11 protein-coding genes are annotated in these 15,990 nt (G+C 58.7%); 5 read left to right on the forward strand and 6 right to left on the reverse strand.

Translation table 11 applies throughout. The features are described 5' to 3' along the window. Window positions 1–5: 5 nt before the first annotated feature. From QRN20_RS15865 to QRN20_RS15890, 6 genes are all read right to left on the reverse strand, one after another. Window positions 6–1,388 carry an MFS transporter gene (locus QRN20_RS15865; RefSeq protein WP_029241998.1) on the reverse strand — a complete coding sequence of 461 codons (1,383 nt, stop codon included), beginning with the start codon at window positions 1,386–1,388 and terminating at the stop codon, window positions 6–8. Between the two features lie 165 nt (window positions 1,389–1,553). Further along, window positions 1,554–2,465 (reverse strand): 5-dehydro-4-deoxyglucarate dehydratase, encoded by a 912-nt coding sequence (gene kdgD / locus QRN20_RS15870; protein WP_004883139.1) that lies wholly within the window; start codon window positions 2,463–2,465, stop codon window positions 1,554–1,556. A 670-nt stretch (window positions 2,466–3,135) separates the two neighbouring features. Continuing rightward, complete coding sequence (locus QRN20_RS15875; RefSeq protein ID WP_004883131.1) at window positions 3,136–3,885, reverse strand: FadR/GntR family transcriptional regulator; 750 nt, start codon at window positions 3,883–3,885, stop codon at window positions 3,136–3,138. A gap of 100 nt (window positions 3,886–3,985) precedes the next feature. After that, window positions 3,986–5,719, reverse strand: coding sequence for an ABC transporter ATP-binding protein/permease (locus tag QRN20_RS15880; protein ID WP_088236011.1), 1,734 nt, complete (start codon window positions 5,717–5,719; stop codon window positions 3,986–3,988). A gap of 89 nt (window positions 5,720–5,808) precedes the next feature. Then, window positions 5,809–6,372 (reverse strand): response regulator transcription factor, encoded by a 564-nt coding sequence (locus QRN20_RS15885; RefSeq protein ID WP_025994188.1) that lies wholly within the window; start codon window positions 6,370–6,372, stop codon window positions 5,809–5,811. Further along, a complete protein-coding gene (locus QRN20_RS15890; RefSeq protein ID WP_025994187.1) occupies window positions 6,369–7,628 on the reverse strand; it encodes an ATP-binding protein in 1,260 nt (419 codons plus the stop codon). Before QRN20_RS15890 ends, QRN20_RS15885 begins: the two co-directional genes overlap by 4 nt. Window positions 7,629–7,820: 192 nt before the next feature. Here QRN20_RS15890 and QRN20_RS15895 point away from each other — a divergent pair, with 192 nt between their 5' ends. The 5 genes from QRN20_RS15895 to QRN20_RS15915 all read left to right on the forward strand — a co-directional run bounded on the left by QRN20_RS15895 (window position 7,821) and on the right by QRN20_RS15915 (window position 15,978). Continuing rightward, a complete protein-coding gene (locus QRN20_RS15895; protein WP_025994186.1) occupies window positions 7,821–8,537 on the forward strand; it encodes an SIMPL domain-containing protein in 717 nt (238 codons plus the stop codon). A gap of 386 nt (window positions 8,538–8,923) precedes the next feature. Then, window positions 8,924–10,471, forward strand: coding sequence for an HET-C-related protein (locus QRN20_RS15900; protein ID WP_285360766.1), 1,548 nt, complete (start codon window positions 8,924–8,926; stop codon window positions 10,469–10,471). A gap of 106 nt (window positions 10,472–10,577) precedes the next feature. Next, entirely contained in the window at window positions 10,578–12,179 is a 1,602-nt protein-coding gene (locus QRN20_RS15905) for an ABC transporter substrate-binding protein (protein ID WP_058431856.1), read from the forward strand. A 264-nt stretch (window positions 12,180–12,443) separates the two neighbouring features. After that, window positions 12,444–14,066, forward strand: coding sequence for an ABC transporter substrate-binding protein (locus QRN20_RS15910; RefSeq protein ID WP_029244387.1), 1,623 nt, complete (start codon window positions 12,444–12,446; stop codon window positions 14,064–14,066). 313 nt (window positions 14,067–14,379) lie between these two features. Further along, the gene (locus QRN20_RS15915; protein ID WP_043306787.1) at window positions 14,380–15,978 is read left to right on the forward strand and encodes an ABC transporter substrate-binding protein; all 1,599 of its coding nucleotides are present in this window, start codon (window positions 14,380–14,382) and stop codon (window positions 15,976–15,978) included. The last annotated feature ends 12 nt before the right edge of the window (window positions 15,979–15,990 follow it).

Consider the following 15,990-nt stretch of genomic DNA (forward strand, 5'->3'; position numbering starts at 1 on the left):
TTTCCTCAGGATTTTGCTTCGGAAAGGTTGCTGGCCGTGTCGGTCGGCAATGGCCCCTTTACAGGCGGCTCTATCAATTCCACACGCTTGATTTCACCCACGATGAAAATGTAACTGATCACCGCCAGCAGCGCGTTCGCGCCGACGAACACCAGTGCCCATTTGAACGAGCCGGTGGTGCTGATGATGTAACCAATCACGATCGGGGTGGTGATCGATGCAATGTTACCGAAGGTGTTAAACAGGCCGCCGCTCAAGCCAGCGATCTGCTTGGGCGATACGTCGGACATGACAGCCCAGCCCAGTGCGCCTACGCCTTTGCCGAAGAATGCCAGGGCCATGAAGCCCACGACCATCCATTCGATGTCAACGTAGTTGCAGGTCACGATGGAGGTCGACAGCAGCAGACCGCAAATGATCGGTGCCTTACGGGCAAAGGTCAGCGAGTGGCCCTTGCGCAGCAGGTAGTCGGAGATGATCCCGCCCAACACGCCGCCGATGAAACCACAGATGGCGGGCAGGGACGCGATGATACCGGCCTTGAGGATGGTCATGCCGCGTTCCTGGACCAGATACACCGGGAACCAGGTCAGGAAGAAGTAGGTGATGCCGTTGATGCAGTACTGGCTCAGGTAGATACCCAGCATCATGCGGTTGGTCAGCAATTGCTTGATGTAGTCCCATTTCGGACCGCTGCTGCCGTCTTTCTTCGACTTCGATTTGTCCTGATCCATGTCGACCATGCCGCCGTTGCTGGCGATGTGATCGATCTCGGCCTGGTTGATGCGCGGATGGCTGCGCGGGCTGTAGATGACCTTCATCCAGATGGCGGAGAAGACGATGCCTGCCGCGCCCATGACGATGAACACGTGCTGCCAGCCGTAGGTGTAGACGATCCAGCCCATCAGCGGCGCGAACAATACAGTGGCGAAATATTGCGCGGAGTTGAAGATGGCTGACGCCGTGCCGCGTTCAGCGGTCGGGAACCAGGCGGCGACGATACGTGCGTTGCCGGGAAAGGATGGCGCTTCGGCCAGGCCTACCAAAAAGCGCAGCATGAACAGCGCGACGATGGCGGTCGAGATACCGAACTCACCCACATAGCCTTGCAGCAGGGTGAACAGCGACCACGTGAAAATGCTCATGGCGTAGACTTTCTTCGAACCGAAACGGTCGAGCAGCCAGCCACCGGGGATCTGACCGGCCACGTAGGCCCAGCCGAATGCAGAGAAGATATAGCCCAGAGTGACGGCACTGATGCCAAGGTCTTTCTGGATGCTTGAACCAGCGATAGCGATGGTGGCACGGTCGGCGTAGTTGATCGTGGTGACCAGAAACAGCATCAACAGGATCAAATAGCGGACGTGCGTCGGCTTGGACGTTTGCATCGGTTGAACTCCCACTAGTTATTTTTTTACGCGGGTAAATCTGTTTTTGGGTGTAGCGCTACAGGCCCCTTAGAAGTGTCGCGGCGACGCCAGCTTCTACCTGTACGGGTCATGCATTCCAACGACAAAACCGCTGATCGCTCAGCGGTTCTGTGTTCAGAGGTGTTACTGCTTGCCTTGCTTGTCCATCAGCGCTGCGAGCATGTCGCACTCTTCTGGAGTCAGGTCGGTCAGCGGCGCGCGGACCGGACCTGCGTCGTAGCCTGCGATTTTCGCACCGGCTTTCACGATGCTGACGGCGTAGCCCGCTTTGCGGTTACGGATTTCCAGGTAAGGCAGGAAGAAATCGTCGATGTACTTGCCGACTGCTTCGTGGTCGTCACGGGCAATGGCGTGGTAGAAATCCATCGCCAGTTTCGGCACGAAGTTGAACACTGCCGAGGAGTAGACCGGCACGCCCAGCGCCTTATAGGCCGCGGCGTAGACTTCGGCGGTCGGCAGACCACCCAGGTATGAGAAGCGGTCGCCCAGACGGCGGCGGATGGAAACCATCAGTTCGATATCGCCCAGACCGTCCTTGTAACCGATCAGGTTCGGGCAGCGCTCGGCCAGTTTTTCCAGCAGCGAGGCGTTCAGGCGGCAGACGTTACGGTTGTAGACAACCACACCGATCTTGACCGATTTGCAGACCGCTTCAACGTGTGCGGCAACGCCGTCCTGGCTGGCTTCGGTCAGGTAGTGCGGCAGCAGCAGCAGGCCTTTGGCGCCCAGACGCTCGGCTTCCTGAGCGTATTCGATGGCCTGGCGAGTCGAACCGCCCACGCCTGCGAGAATCGGCACGCTGGTGGCGCAGGTATCAACGGCAGTCTTGATGACTTCGGAGTATTCGCTTGCGGCCAGGGAGAAGAACTCACCTGTGCCACCTGCTGCGAACAGAGCGCTGGCGCCGTACGGGGCCAGCCACTCGAGACGCTTGATGTAGCCAGCGCGATTGAAGTCGCCCTGAGCATTGAAATCGGTAACCGGGAAGGACAGCAGACCGGAAGAGAGGATGGACTTCAGTTCTTGTGGATTCATTATTCGAACACCCTGTGGGACATAAATTGTGAATGGATCACCGGGGCAGTGCCGATGTCGTAAGTCATCGTACAACTGAAAATACATTCCCTCAACAGGCATTTACGGGTTTTTGTCTTACAAGGCGATGAATGGGGCTGAAGGCCTTGGCGGGCCTGGGTTTGGCGGGATTCGGGATTGCTGGAAGTTATACGACAAGTGCAGATTTCGTACAGAGCATAGTGCCTGGACCGACGTACTGGTCGTGCCTGCGCTCTGCTCAGGCAGTCAGCCCACGGTGCTCTGCGTCACATGAAAAGCGGACGCGGAGCGTCCAGAGAGGCGTTACCACGCTGGAGCGTGGGAACGAGAGGTGATCTCAAGCACACCGATCATGCCCATGCTCTGCGCTCGTCGTTATACACAAGCCCGCCCCGACACTGATCGTGCCCACGCTCTGCGCTCATCGTTATACACAAATCGACCTGGAGGAATGCGGTATCTGAAAGTGGGAGCGGACTTGTCCGCGAATACTGCGTTTCAGACGCTGCATCTTCGTCGGATGTACCAGTTTTCGCGGACAAGTCCGCTCCCACTGCTGAAATCGTGCTCGCACCAGATGCTCATCGCGACTTGTGTATAACGCTGAGCGCTCTGCGTGGGTATGCCGCCCGTGACGCTATGCGTCACATCAGGCGCGCTGCGATTCAGCCTCTTCGTGAGCGTGACGCAGACGTTCGCGGCTGTTGGTCAGGTGCAGGCGCATGGCGGCGCGGGCGGCGTCGGAGTCCTGACGGGCGATGGCCTCGTAGATTTCCTCGTGCTCGCGGCTGAGCCGGTCCATGTAGTGCTGCTGATCGTCATGAGCCAGGCGCGCAGAGTTCAGCCGCGTGCGCGGAATGATGCTGGTGCCCAGATGGGTCATGATGTCGGTGAAATAGCGATTGCCGGTCGACAACGCAATCTGCAGGTGGAACTGGAAGTCAGACGCCACCGCATCGGTCGCGTGAGCAGCGCTTTCATTCAGCGCGTCCAGCGCAGCACGCATGGCAGCCAGTTCCTCGGCGCTGCGGCGCTGCGCGGCCAGCCCGGCGGACTCGACTTCCAGGCTGATGCGCAATTCGAGAATCGCCAGCACATCACGCAAGGTGACGATGGTGGCCGGGTCGATCCGGAAACCGCTCGGGCTCGGCGTATCCAGCACAAAGGTGCCGATCCCGTGGCGGGTTTCGACAAGGCCGGACGCCTGCAGGCGTGAAATCGCTTCACGAACCACAGTACGGCTGACGCCCTGCTCTTCCATGATCGCGGATTCGGTGGGCAATTTATCGCCACGCTTGAGCTGTCCACTGCGAATACGCTCGGACAATTCAGTCACCAGCTCCTGCGCAAGGCTGCGGTGCTTTCTACGGGCGCGGGGCGGAGCGCTTTGATTTTCCATATCCAACATCGATCTCTGGACAGTTAAACAAGCGTCAATCATAGCTCAGCGGTTGTATGATCACACCCCAAAAGCTCGGCCCCGCTACCCATAAGCCTCATCAGGCCGGTTCAGACGCCCGGCGCTCGATCAATTGCCCGCCTTCGACCTGCACATGCCGGTCATGAAAACGCTTGAGACTGCTGCGATGTCCCACGCTGAGCAGGGTCAGGCCGGGAATTTCTTCGAAGATCGCATGGTGCATCGCCGCCTCGTCCTCTTCGTCCATCGCAGAGGTCGCTTCATCCATGTACAGCCACTGCGGTGTCAGCAGCAGCGCACGGGCGAAGGCCATCCGCTGCTGCTCGCCGGGCGACAACACTCGTTGCCAGTGATCACTGTCATCCAGTCGCGCCACCAACGGCTCGAGGCGACATTTGCGCAGCGCCTCGGCGTACCGTTCAGCCGGAAACTTTTCGGGCGGCTGTGGATAACTCAAGGCCTCACGCAAGGTACCGATTGGCAGATATGGCCGTTGCGGCAGAAACAGGGCACGCCCTTCCGGTATGCCGATCTTGCCCGTGCCCTTGGGCCATAAGCCGCCGAGCGCCCTGAGCAAAGAGCTTTTGCCGCTGCCCGACCGGCCACTGAGCATCACTTTTTCGCCCTGCCCTATATGCAGATGCGCGTCCTGAAGCAACTGCCGACCGCTGGCCAGCGTCAGGCCCAGGTCTTTCAGGTCCACCGCATTCCCGGTCTGCACCCTTTGAATGGACGGAACCTGAGCCTCATGGTCGCTCATGGCCTGACGGAAACTCAGCAGACGATCACTGGTCGCCCGCCAGGACGCCAGCGTGTCATACGCGCTGATGAACCAGCTGAAGTTCTCCTGCACATTGCCGAACGCCGAGTTGATCTGCATCAGATCACCCAACTCGATCTTGCCTGCAAAGTACCGGGGCGCTGCGACAACGAACGGAAAGATAATCGCGATCTGGCCATAGCCGGACGTGAAGAACGTCAGTCGCTTCTGCACCTTCATCGACGTCAGGACGTTATGCCAGATCATCGAGAACCGGCCGCTCAGCCGTTGGTTTTCATTCTTTTCGCCGTCGGACAGCGCGATGCTTTCCGCGTTTTCCCGCACCCGCACCAACGCATAACGCAGGTCCGCTTCGTAGCGCTCCTGTTGATTGTTGAGCGGAATCAGACGCCGACCGATCCAGTGGGTCAGAAAGCTGCCGACGATGGCGTAGAGCATCGCAGCCCAGAACATGTAGCCGGGAATGGTGATGCCGAACAGTTCGATACTCCCCGACACGCCCCACAGAATGACCGAGAACGACACCAGGCTGACCACCGCGCTCATCAGGCCAAGCCCGAGGTGCAGGGTGCTGGTTGTAAATTCATTGAGGTCTTCGGAAAGACGCTGGTCCGGGTTATCGGTGTAACCGCCCTGCTCCAGGTGGTAGTAATTCTTGTGCGCCAGCCAGCGTGCAAAATGCTGCTCGGTCAGCCAGCGCCGCCAGCGGATCGTAAGCATCTGCGTCAGATAAAGCCGATACACGGCAGCGAAAATGGCGATGGCGGCCAGGCCGCTGAAATACAGGATCAGGTGCGTGAATGCACCTGTGTCCTTGTTCTGCAAGGCGTTGTAGAACTCGCGATACCAGCTGTTGAACATCACTGACATCTGCACGCTGAACAGTGACAGCGCAACCACGGAGGCCAGCAGCACCCAGGCCATGGTTTTTTCTTCACTGCGCCAATACGGCGTGATCAGTTTCCATACCCTTGGAAAAAAAGCTCCTTTAACGGTGTCGTTGACGACGGAATACTCGGCATTGCGTTTCATGTAATTCAGGCTCGCTGTCTGCAAAAGAACGATGCCTGACCACAATGAAGCAAAAAAACGCCTGAACGATCACCATGAAAAAAGCTTCATCAACGTCGCACGGGACGCTTCTGCAATTTGCGCTGCAAGGTCCGGCGGTGCATGCCCAGCGCCCGAGCGGTGGCCGAAATATTGCCTTCATGCTCGGTCAGCACGCGCTGGATATGCTCCCACTGCAGGCGATCCACCGACATGGGGTTTTCCGGCACCAGCGTGTCGAGGTTGGCGTGCTCCGACAATAGGGCCGCCAGCACATCATCGGCATCCGCCGGTTTGCACAGGTAGTTGCAGGCACCGCGCTTGATGGCTTCGACGGCGGTGGCGATGCTCGAATAACCGGTGAGAATCACCACGCGCATGTCCGGGTCCATTTCCAGCAGTTTGGGCAGCAGCACCAGGCCGGAATCGCCATCCATCTTCAGGTCCAGCGCGGCGTATTCGGGGATGTCCTGCTGCGCCAGTATCAGACCTTCTTCCGCCGAACCTGCGGTGCTGACCCGAAAACCGCGACGGCTCATGGCGCGTGCCATGACCCGGGTGAAGGTCGCGTCGTCATCGACCAACAGCAGGTGCGGCAACTCTTCGCCGTCGACCTGAATCTCTTCGTCACTCATGCTTCTTCTCCTCGCGTGTCACGGGGCAGTCGCAGCTCGGTGAGCGTACCGCCTTCTTCATGACTGTAGAGCTTTACCGAGCCACCCGCGCGGGTGACGCTGGCCTTGCTCAGGAACAGGCCAAGGCCGAAACCCTTGCCCTTGGTAGTAAAGAACGGTTTGCCGATCTGCTCGGCAATGGCCAGCGGCACACCGGCGCCGTGGTCACGAATACTGATGCATACTTCCGTGCTGTCCCAGTCCAGATTGACTTCCAGCCCGTCGGGACAGGCATCGGCAGCGTTATTGAGCAGGTTGAGCAGTGCCTGAGTCAGGTCCGGTGGCGGCGCCAGCATCGGTACCTCGTCCTTGCCCAGCTTCTGGAAGCGATAGCTCACTTCAGGCCGCATCAGGTGCCAGCGATTGAGCGACTCGTCCAGCCATTGCGTCGCCGGTTGATAGTCGACCGCCATGCGCCGGTTGGCCTCGGCAGCGCGTACCAGTTGCTGAAGGGTCTGCTTGCATTGCTTGACCTGCTCCTGCAGCACGGCCAAATCATCCTGCAGGGCAGGGTCGCTGTGGTCCTGGCGCATTTCCTTGAGCAGCACACTCATGGTCGCCAGCGGCGTACCCAGTTCATGCGCCGCACCCGCTGCCTGCGTGGCCACAGCCAGCAGTTGCTGGTCACGCAGGCCTTCTTCCCGACGCTCGGCACGCAGCTGGTCCTGACGGCGCAGCTCTTCAGCCATCTTAGCGGCAAAAAACGTGATCACCCCCGCTGCCAGCACGAAGCTCAGCCACATGCCATAGACCTGCATGTTTTCGCGAGCAATGGGATAGGTTTCCAGCGGGTAGGACTGCACCATCAGAAAGGTATACAGCCCCAGCGCGAAGCCGGACAGGATCAGCGAATAACGCCATGGCAATGTCGCTGCGGCAATTGTCAGCGGCACCAGATAATAAGAAACGAACGGGTTGGTCGAACCGCCCGAGTAATACAGCAGCGCACTATGGATCAGCAGGTCCAGCGCCAGCTGCAGGGCGTATTCGAGTTCGGTCAGCGGCAACGAGGTGCGCAGACGAATGACAGTCAGCAGGCACAGGATCAGCGAACAGCCCAGAGTGATCGACAGCTGCAGCCACGGCAGCGGAAGAAAGTCGAACAGCCAGGCGATCCCCACCGAACCGGCTTGTGCGGCCAATACCAGGATGCGGATGAATGTCAGGCGCCACAGGTTCTGACGCGTGGCTGAAAGCATTTGAACGGGGGCGAGCATGAGCTCTCCTGATGAGCGCTCCAGGCGGATCGGGACGAGTATAACCAAGCATGGCGCAAAACTGGAAAAGTGCGTCAACGCGCCGCATCGTTGGGCGCGTCGGGGGTGCAGGAACCAGTCTCAAGGGTTACAGTCTGATGAGTCTGCGCCGTCCGACAGCCGTCGAAGGCCGCCTTATAACAAGGAGTTCTCATGTTCACTCTCCGCCCTGCCGCCACGCTTTTCGCGCTGGCTGCCGTTACCTTCTCCAGCCTGCCGGCCATGGCCGAAGAAGCCCGCTATAACCAGATTTCCCTGCGCGCCGAAGTCAATCAGGAAGTCCAGCGAGACCTGATGATGGTGACGCTGTACACCGAAGCGCAGGACAGCGACCCCGCGAAACTGGCTGCGCAGGTGACCGAGACGTTGAACAAGGCGCTGGGCCAGGCGCGTCAGGCCAAGGATGTGAAGATTCGTCAGGGCAGCCGTAACAGCTATCCGATTTACGATGACAAGGGCCAGAAAATCACCGGCTGGCGTGAGCGCGCAGAAGTCCGCCTGGAAAGTGCCGATTTCGCCGTCCTGTCCAAGCTGACCGGCGAACTGCTCGGCGATCTGAAAATGGGCGGCATGGACTTCTCGATCTCGCCCGCCACGCGCAAGGCCAGTGAAGACACCCTGCTCAAGGATGCCGTCACGGCGTTCAAGGCGCGTGCGCAACTGGTCACCGAAGCGCTGGGCGGCACCGGCTACAAGCTGGTCAACCTGAACCTCAACACCTCGGGCTACCCGCAACCGTACCTGCGCGCGCCAGTGGCCATGATGATGAAGTCCTCGCGTGAAGACGCGGCACCGACCCCGGATGTTGAAGCGGGCACCAGCCAGGTGAGCGTCGCGGCAGACGGAGTGATTGAGGTGGCGGTTCCATAAGCTCCCGGTTCATATGACCGAGAGCGGACGCAGAGCGTCCTGGGCGGCGTTACCACGCAGGAGCGTGGTAACGATCGGGGTCTCAATCACACGATCGTGCCCATGCTACGCGCTTATCGTTATACACAAGTCGGCCTCAACACTGATCGTGCCCATCGCTCCGCGTGGGCATGGCTCCCGTGACGCTCCGCTTCACAAATGGCACAGGTTGACGACCACTTTTCGCCTTCTATTACCCCCAGAATTCCCGCCATCCTCGGCCGCGTCTTACAACATCAACCGCGCAGGCTGATTTCACCAAATTCTCTCATCCGTATACTTGCCCGCACTCCCCAACCGGGCATTGCTGCGCACCCGAGCACTTGCCCCACTTTCAGGAATCACGGATGAATCCTCAAGACCCGACACGCCACCAACCCGCCCATCACCAGCACGACAACATTGCCGAGCAGCTCCCTGTGCCGCTTCGCTTCGAGGCCGGAGATGGTGACGAACACCGACATACCCACGGTTCGATTGAGGCTATTCTGGAAACAGCCGGTTTCAGAAAAGACGAAATCCGCGCCATCTATTACGGCAACTGGTTGCGCGACCATTCGCAACTGGTCGACCCCAAGCTTGTCCGCGCACCTGACATGCCCAAGAGTTTCCCTGATTTGCTGTCTCGCGAAGCCCTGACCGGAATTGTTGATGTACTGGCCGTGAAAGCCTTCACCGATCTAATGAAAATAGACCGGTCGCGCTTCATCGTGACACCGCAGCGGCTGGGCGTGTATCGCGCCGCCGAACACATCGACAACCCCAGGGCCATAAACCCTGCCCCCGCCAACCCCAAATCGCGTGACGCTGACTTCGACGACTGGACGCTGCCCGACGACCCCATTTTGCAGGTCGATCCCGAGACTTCCATGAAACGCTACCTCCAGCGCTCGGTGGATCTCATGGCGGCAGATCTGGACATCGCCGTACAGGCGGGTCCTTCCTCCACAGACGGGCTCAGGGCAATGGGCGCCGCGTTGCACATCCTCGAAGACTTCTTCGCCCACTCCAACTTCGTCGAACTGAGCCTGATCAAGCTGGGCCATACCGATGTGCTGCCGTGGACTTCGGAAGCCGATTGCAGGCACCGTCTGCCGTTAGTGACGGGAAGTTTCGGCGGCAGCGACATCATTGCCAGCCTGGCGGCACCGCTGGGCAAGATACTGTTTCCGAACAAGGACAAGCCATTCGAAGCCTTGCAGCCGGGCGTTCGCTATGAGCGCGACCAGATCATCCAGATTCTGCTCAGCGAGCACCCGGACGAAAACCTGCTTCGGGCCTTTGAGGAATTTCTGAAGGCACGTGACGGCTGGGCGCTGCTGCCCTTTTCCGAGCAGGTTGAACGCTTCTATGCATTCATTGCGACACCCGGCCGACTACTTGGCAATGCCGTGGGCAGCGTCCTGCTGGGGCTGATGGCAATGCTTGGCAACAGCATCGACGATCTCCAGACCGGGCTTGGCGATGACCCTCATACCAACGGTTCGACAGATCCGTCCCACTCGCAACTGGCCAAAGACCACGCGGAACACCCCTTGCATGAACCGGCTGCGCTGCTGGCCAGGCATGCCGTGCTTCAGGTTGGAAAGGCGGTACTGGGCCAGTGGCACTCTGTAGATGAAACCGAACATCCTTCGCAGGTCGCTGCGCGGTTCTTCGCTCACGCCATGGACACTGACTGGCAAGACACGCTGTTGCGTGAATGGGCCGGTGCCCATCCTGAACAGGTCAGACGCGCGACGTTGAAAAACGAACTGGATCAGCTTCATCGTCATATCCAGAGTCATGCGTCCGAAGCGCTGCAGCAATTCGAACAAAGCAGTGACAACTTCCTGGATACCTTCTTTAAAAGCACGTCGCTGTCGGACCTGTGGAAAAAGATCACCGGCAAGTAAGATTTGTCCCTATCCGACCAAGTGCGGCACTATCGTGTTACATCTTTTGTCGACACTAGACGTGTCAACACTCAGCACGGTCATTGCCGCACTTCGTGAGGGATCCATGGGACACACCATCTTCAAACCGCTGCTACTGACCACCGCCCTGCTGGCCTGCGCACCTCTTGCTCAGGCAGCCACCACACTGGTGTATTGCTCGGAAGCGAGCCCGGCAGGTTTCGACCCCAGTCAGTACACCAGCGGCACCGATTTCGATGCCTCGGCTGAAACGGTTTTCAACCGCCTGACGCAGTTCAAGCGCGGCGGCACGGAAGTGGAGCCAGGGTTGGCAACACGTTGGGACGTGTCGCCCGATGGCCTGACCTACACCTTCCACCTGCGCGAAGGTGTGAAATTCCACACTACTGATTACTTCAAGCCGACCCGCACCTTCAATGCCGACGACGTGCTGTTCACCTTCAACCGCCTGCTGGACCCGAACCACCCGTTCCGCAAGGCCTACCCTTCCGAATCGCCGTACTTCACCGACATGGGCCTCAACACCACGATCAAGCAGGTCGAGAAGGTTGACGCCAATACCGTCAAGTTCACGCTGAACAACATCGACGCGGCGTTCGTACAGAACCTGGCGATGAGCTTTGCTTCCATCCAGTCTGCCGAATACGCCGATCAGTTGCTCAAGGAAGGCAAGGCGCAGGACCTCAACCAGAAGCCTGTCGGCACCGGCCCGTTCGTGTTCAAGCGTTACCAGAAAGACTCGCAGATACGTTACACCGGTAACACCGAGTACTGGAAACCCGAAGACGTGAAGATCGACAACCTGATTTTCTCGATCAGCAGCGATGCTGCCGTGCGCCTGCAGAAGCTCAAGGCCGGCGAATGTCAGGTCAGTGGCTACCCCCGCCCGCAGGACATCGAGGAAGTGCAGAAGGATCCGAAGCTCAAAGTATTGAGCCAGCCGGGCTTCAACCTCGGCTTTCTGGCATACAACGTGACTCACCCGCCGCTCGATCAGCTCAAGGTGCGTCAGGCGCTGGACATGGCCATCGACAAGCAGGCCATCATCAAGGCTGTTTACCAGAGCGCAGGCCAGTTGGCCGAAAACGCACTGCCGCCAGCCCAGTGGAGCTATGACCCGACGATCAAGGACGCTCCCCGCGACCTGACCAAAGCCAAACAGTTGCTCAAGGAAGCGGGCGTGGCGCCGGGCACTAAAATCGATCTGTGGGCCATGACGGTTCAGCGCGCCTCCAACCCCAACGCACGCATGTCGGCGCAGATGATCCAGTCCGACTGGGACAAGATCGGCATCAAGGCCAATATCGTCAGCTACGAGTGGGGCGAGTACATCAAGCGCGCCAAGGCTGGTGAGCATGACGCGATGATCTACGGCTGGACCGGCGACAACGGTGACCCGGACAACTGGCTCGGCGTGCTGTACAGCTGTGCCGCCGTCAAAGGCAGCAACTACGCCAAGTGGTGCGACCCGGCTTACGACAAGCTGGTGCAACAGGCAAAGCTGACGACCAACCGCGACGAGCGCATCAAGCTGTATCAACAGGCCCAGCACATTCTCAAGCAGCAGGTGCCGATCACGCCGATTGCCAACTCCAGGGTTTTCCAGCCGATGCGCAAGGAAGTGCAGGACTTCAAGATCAGTCCATTCGGGCTGACACCGTTCTACGGGGTCAGTCTGAGCAAGTGAGGTAACAGTCGCAGCCCCAACCGGGTGCATTAACCCCACCCGGACGCCTCTTAATGGGGCGCGATTTGTTTCAAAACTGGTCACGCAAACGATCAAATAGCGCAGAAATTACACTTTCGCGACATTCCTGTACGATCGTGCCACTCTTTGTGGCTTCTTTGGCGTCAGCATCTTGCTTTGGGTATGGCCCCTGCATAAGTATCGGACGGATCGGCTCACGAGGTCGGTTCCTCTAATCAAAAAATGACAACAACTGAGGCCACCATGCTCAAACACGCGGTCATTCCGTTTCTAGTCGGCGCCACCCTGCTCGCAAGTGCACCTTTCGCTCACGCAGCATCGAATCTGGTGTTTTGCTCCGAAGGCAGCCCCGCGGGCTTTGACCCGGCCCAGTACACCACCGGCACCGATTTCGACGCGTCGGCAGAAACCATGTTCAACCGTCTGGCCCAGTTCGAGCGCGGCGGCACTGCCGTTCAGCCGGGCCTGGCGACCAGCTGGGACATCTCCGACGACGTGCTGACGTACACCTTCCATCTGCGCAAGGGCGTCAAGTTCCACACCACCCCGTACTTCAAGCCGACTCGCGAGTTCAACGCCGACGACGTACTGTTCACCTTCAACCGCATGATCAATCCAGACATGCCGTTCCGCAAAGCGGCGCCGACGGAGTTCCCGTACTTCACCGATATGGGCATGGACAAGAACATCGCCAAGATCGAGAAGGTCGACGACTACACCGTCAAGTTCGTGCTGAACACCGTTGATGCCGCGTTCATTCAGAACCTGGCGATGAGCTTTGCCTCGATCCAGTCTGCCGAGTACGGCGACCAGCTGCTCAAGGAAGGCAAGGCAGCGGACATCAACCAGAAGCCGGTCGGCACTGGCCCATTCGTGTTCAAGAGCTACCAGAAGGATTCCAACATCCGTTTCACCGGCAACAAGGATTACTGGAAGCCTGAAGACGTCAAGATCGACAACCTGATCTTCGCCATCACCACCGACCCGTCGGTGCGCATCCAGAAGCTCAAGAAAGGCGAATGCCAGATCACCGCCTATCCACGTCCGGCGGACCTGGAGCCACTCAAGGCCGACAAGAATCTGAAAATGCCTGACCAGGCTGGTTTCAACCTGGGTTACATCGCCTACAACGTGATGGACAAGATCAAGGGTGAAGACCGCGAGAACCCGCTGTCCCAGCTCAAGGTTCGTCAGGCTCTGGACATGGCCGTCAACAAGCAGCAGATCATTGATTCGGTGTACCAGGGCGCAGGCCAGCTGGCCGTCAATGCCATGCCGCCGACCCAGTGGTCCTATGACACCACGATCAAGGATGCCAAGTACGATCCCGAGAAAGCCAAGGCCCTGCTCAAGGAAGCCGGCATCAAGGAAGGCACCGAAATCACCCTGTGGGCCATGCCTGTCCAGCGTCCGTACAACCCGAATGCCAAGCTGATGGCCGAAATGCTCCAGTCCGACTGGAAGAAGATCGGTATCAATGCACGCATCGTCAGCTACGAGTGGGGCGAGTACATCAAGCGCGCCAAGAACGGCGAAAACGGTGCCATGCTGATTGGCTGGAGCGGCGACAATGGTGACCCGGACAACTGGCTCGGCACCCTGTTCGGCTGTGACGCCCTGAACGGCAACAACTTTGCCAAATGGTGTGACAAGCCTTACGACGCCATCATCAAGCAGGCCAAATCGACACCTGACCAGGCCAAGCGCACCGAACTGTACAAACAGGCGCAACACCTTCTGAAGGACGCAGTGCCGATGACGCCTATCGCGCACTCGACGGTCTATCAGCCCATGAGCACCAAAGTGCAGGACTTCAAGATCAGCCCGTTTGGTCTGAATTCCTTCTATGGTGTAAGCGTGAAGTAAACGCGATTCGACTGTGCTGTTCACGCAGCACAGTCGACGCTCTTCCTGAATAAAGAAACCCTTCCGGTTAGTGGGCCAAGTGCAACTAAAGGCACTAAGCCACCTATCTGGGGGATATTTCCTACACGTCTTGCAGCCTATAAGCCTATTTACCGGATGCCTTCAACGACATACCGTCAGAGGCAATGGCAAAGGCAGGAAGCCCGCCATCAGCTGGCCCGTTACCTGCAAGCACTGCGTGTTATTCAGTTATCGCCCACGGGCCTGTTAGTTACCGAGCCTGAGTGCTCGTCCTTCAAGGATAGGGATCATCATGCGTAAAACTCTTGCGATGACGTCTTGCCTGAGTCTGGGTCTGCTTGCATTGACTCCGATGACCGGCATGGCGAGCAATCTGGTGTTCTGTTCGGAAGCGAGTCCGGCGGGGTTCGACAGTGCTCAATACACGTCGGCCACCGACAATGACGCCTCCGAGCCCATTTACAATCGCCTCACCGAATTCAAGCAGGGCGACACGACTGTGGTGCCTGGTCTGGCAACCTCATGGGACGTGTCGCAGGATGGTCTGGTCTATACCTTCCATCTGCGCAAGGGCGTGAAGTTTCACAGCAACAAGACCTTCACGCCCACCCGCGACTTCAACGCCGATGACGTGCTGTTCACGTTCAACCGCATGCTCAAGCCCGACCATCCGTTTCGCGTGGCTTACCCCACCGAGTTTCCATACTTCACCGGTATGGGTCTGAACAAGAAGATCAAGTCCGTCGAGAAGACCGACCCACTGACAGTGGTCTTTACCCTGAACACGGTTGATGCCGCATTCATTCAGAACATCGCGATGAACTTCGCAGGCATTCTGTCCGCCGAGTACGCTGAACAGTTGATGGCCAGCGGCGATGCCCGGGACATCAATCAGCAGCCTATCGGTACGGGTCCGTTCGTGTTCCAGCGCTACCAGAAGGATTCGCAGATCCGCTATCGCGGCAACAAGGAGTACTGGGACCCGAGCCGGGTGAAGATCGACCAACTGATTTTCGCGATCAACACCGACGCCTCGGTGCGCGTGCAGAAGCTGCGCAAGAACGAGTGCCAGGTCACGCTGAACCCGCGCCCGGCCGACCTTGAAGCACTCCGGTCCGACAAGGCGCTGAACGTGATGGAACGTCCGGGCTTCAACCTCGGCTACATCTCCTACAACGTGCGCCATGAACCATTGGGCAACCTGCAGGTGCGTCAGGCACTGGACATGGCCGTCAACAAGAAAGCCATTATCAATGCGGTCTACCAGGGCGCAGGCCAACTGGCCGTCAACGCCATGCCGCCGACCCAATGGTCCTATGACGACACCATCAAGGACGCCGCCTACGACCCGGAAAAAGCGAAGCAGATGCTGCGCGATGCCGGGATCAAGGAAGGCACCGAGCTGACGCTGTGGGCCATGCCTGTGCAGCGCCCTTACAACCCCAACGCCAAACTGATGGCCGAAATGCTTCAGTCCGACTGGGCAAAGGTCGGCATCAAGGTTCGGATCGTCAGCTATGAGTGGGGCGAATACCTCAAGCGCACCAAGAACGGCGAACACGATATTTCGCTGATCGGCTGGACCGGCGACAACGGTGACCCGGACAACTGGCTCGGCACGCTGTACAGCTGCGCCGCCATCGGCGGTAACAACTACTCGATGTGGTGCGACGAGAAATACGACGCGCTCATCAAAGCCGCCATTGCCACGACAGATCGGGAACAACGCACCGACCTCTATAAGCAGGCGCAGCGTTATCTGAAAGAGCAGGTGCCGATCACGCCAATTGCCCACTCGACGGTCAACCAGCCGTTGCGCAAGGAAGTGGAAGGTTTCCACGTCAGCCCGTTCGGTCGTAACAACTTCTCGGGCGTCAGCGTCGCCGAGTAACCCGTAAACAGC

It is taken from the genome of Pseudomonas sp. fls2-241-TYG-175 (assembly GCF_030209155.1).
GTDB classification, from domain to species: domain Bacteria; phylum Pseudomonadota; class Gammaproteobacteria; order Pseudomonadales; family Pseudomonadaceae; genus Aquipseudomonas; species Aquipseudomonas viridiflava.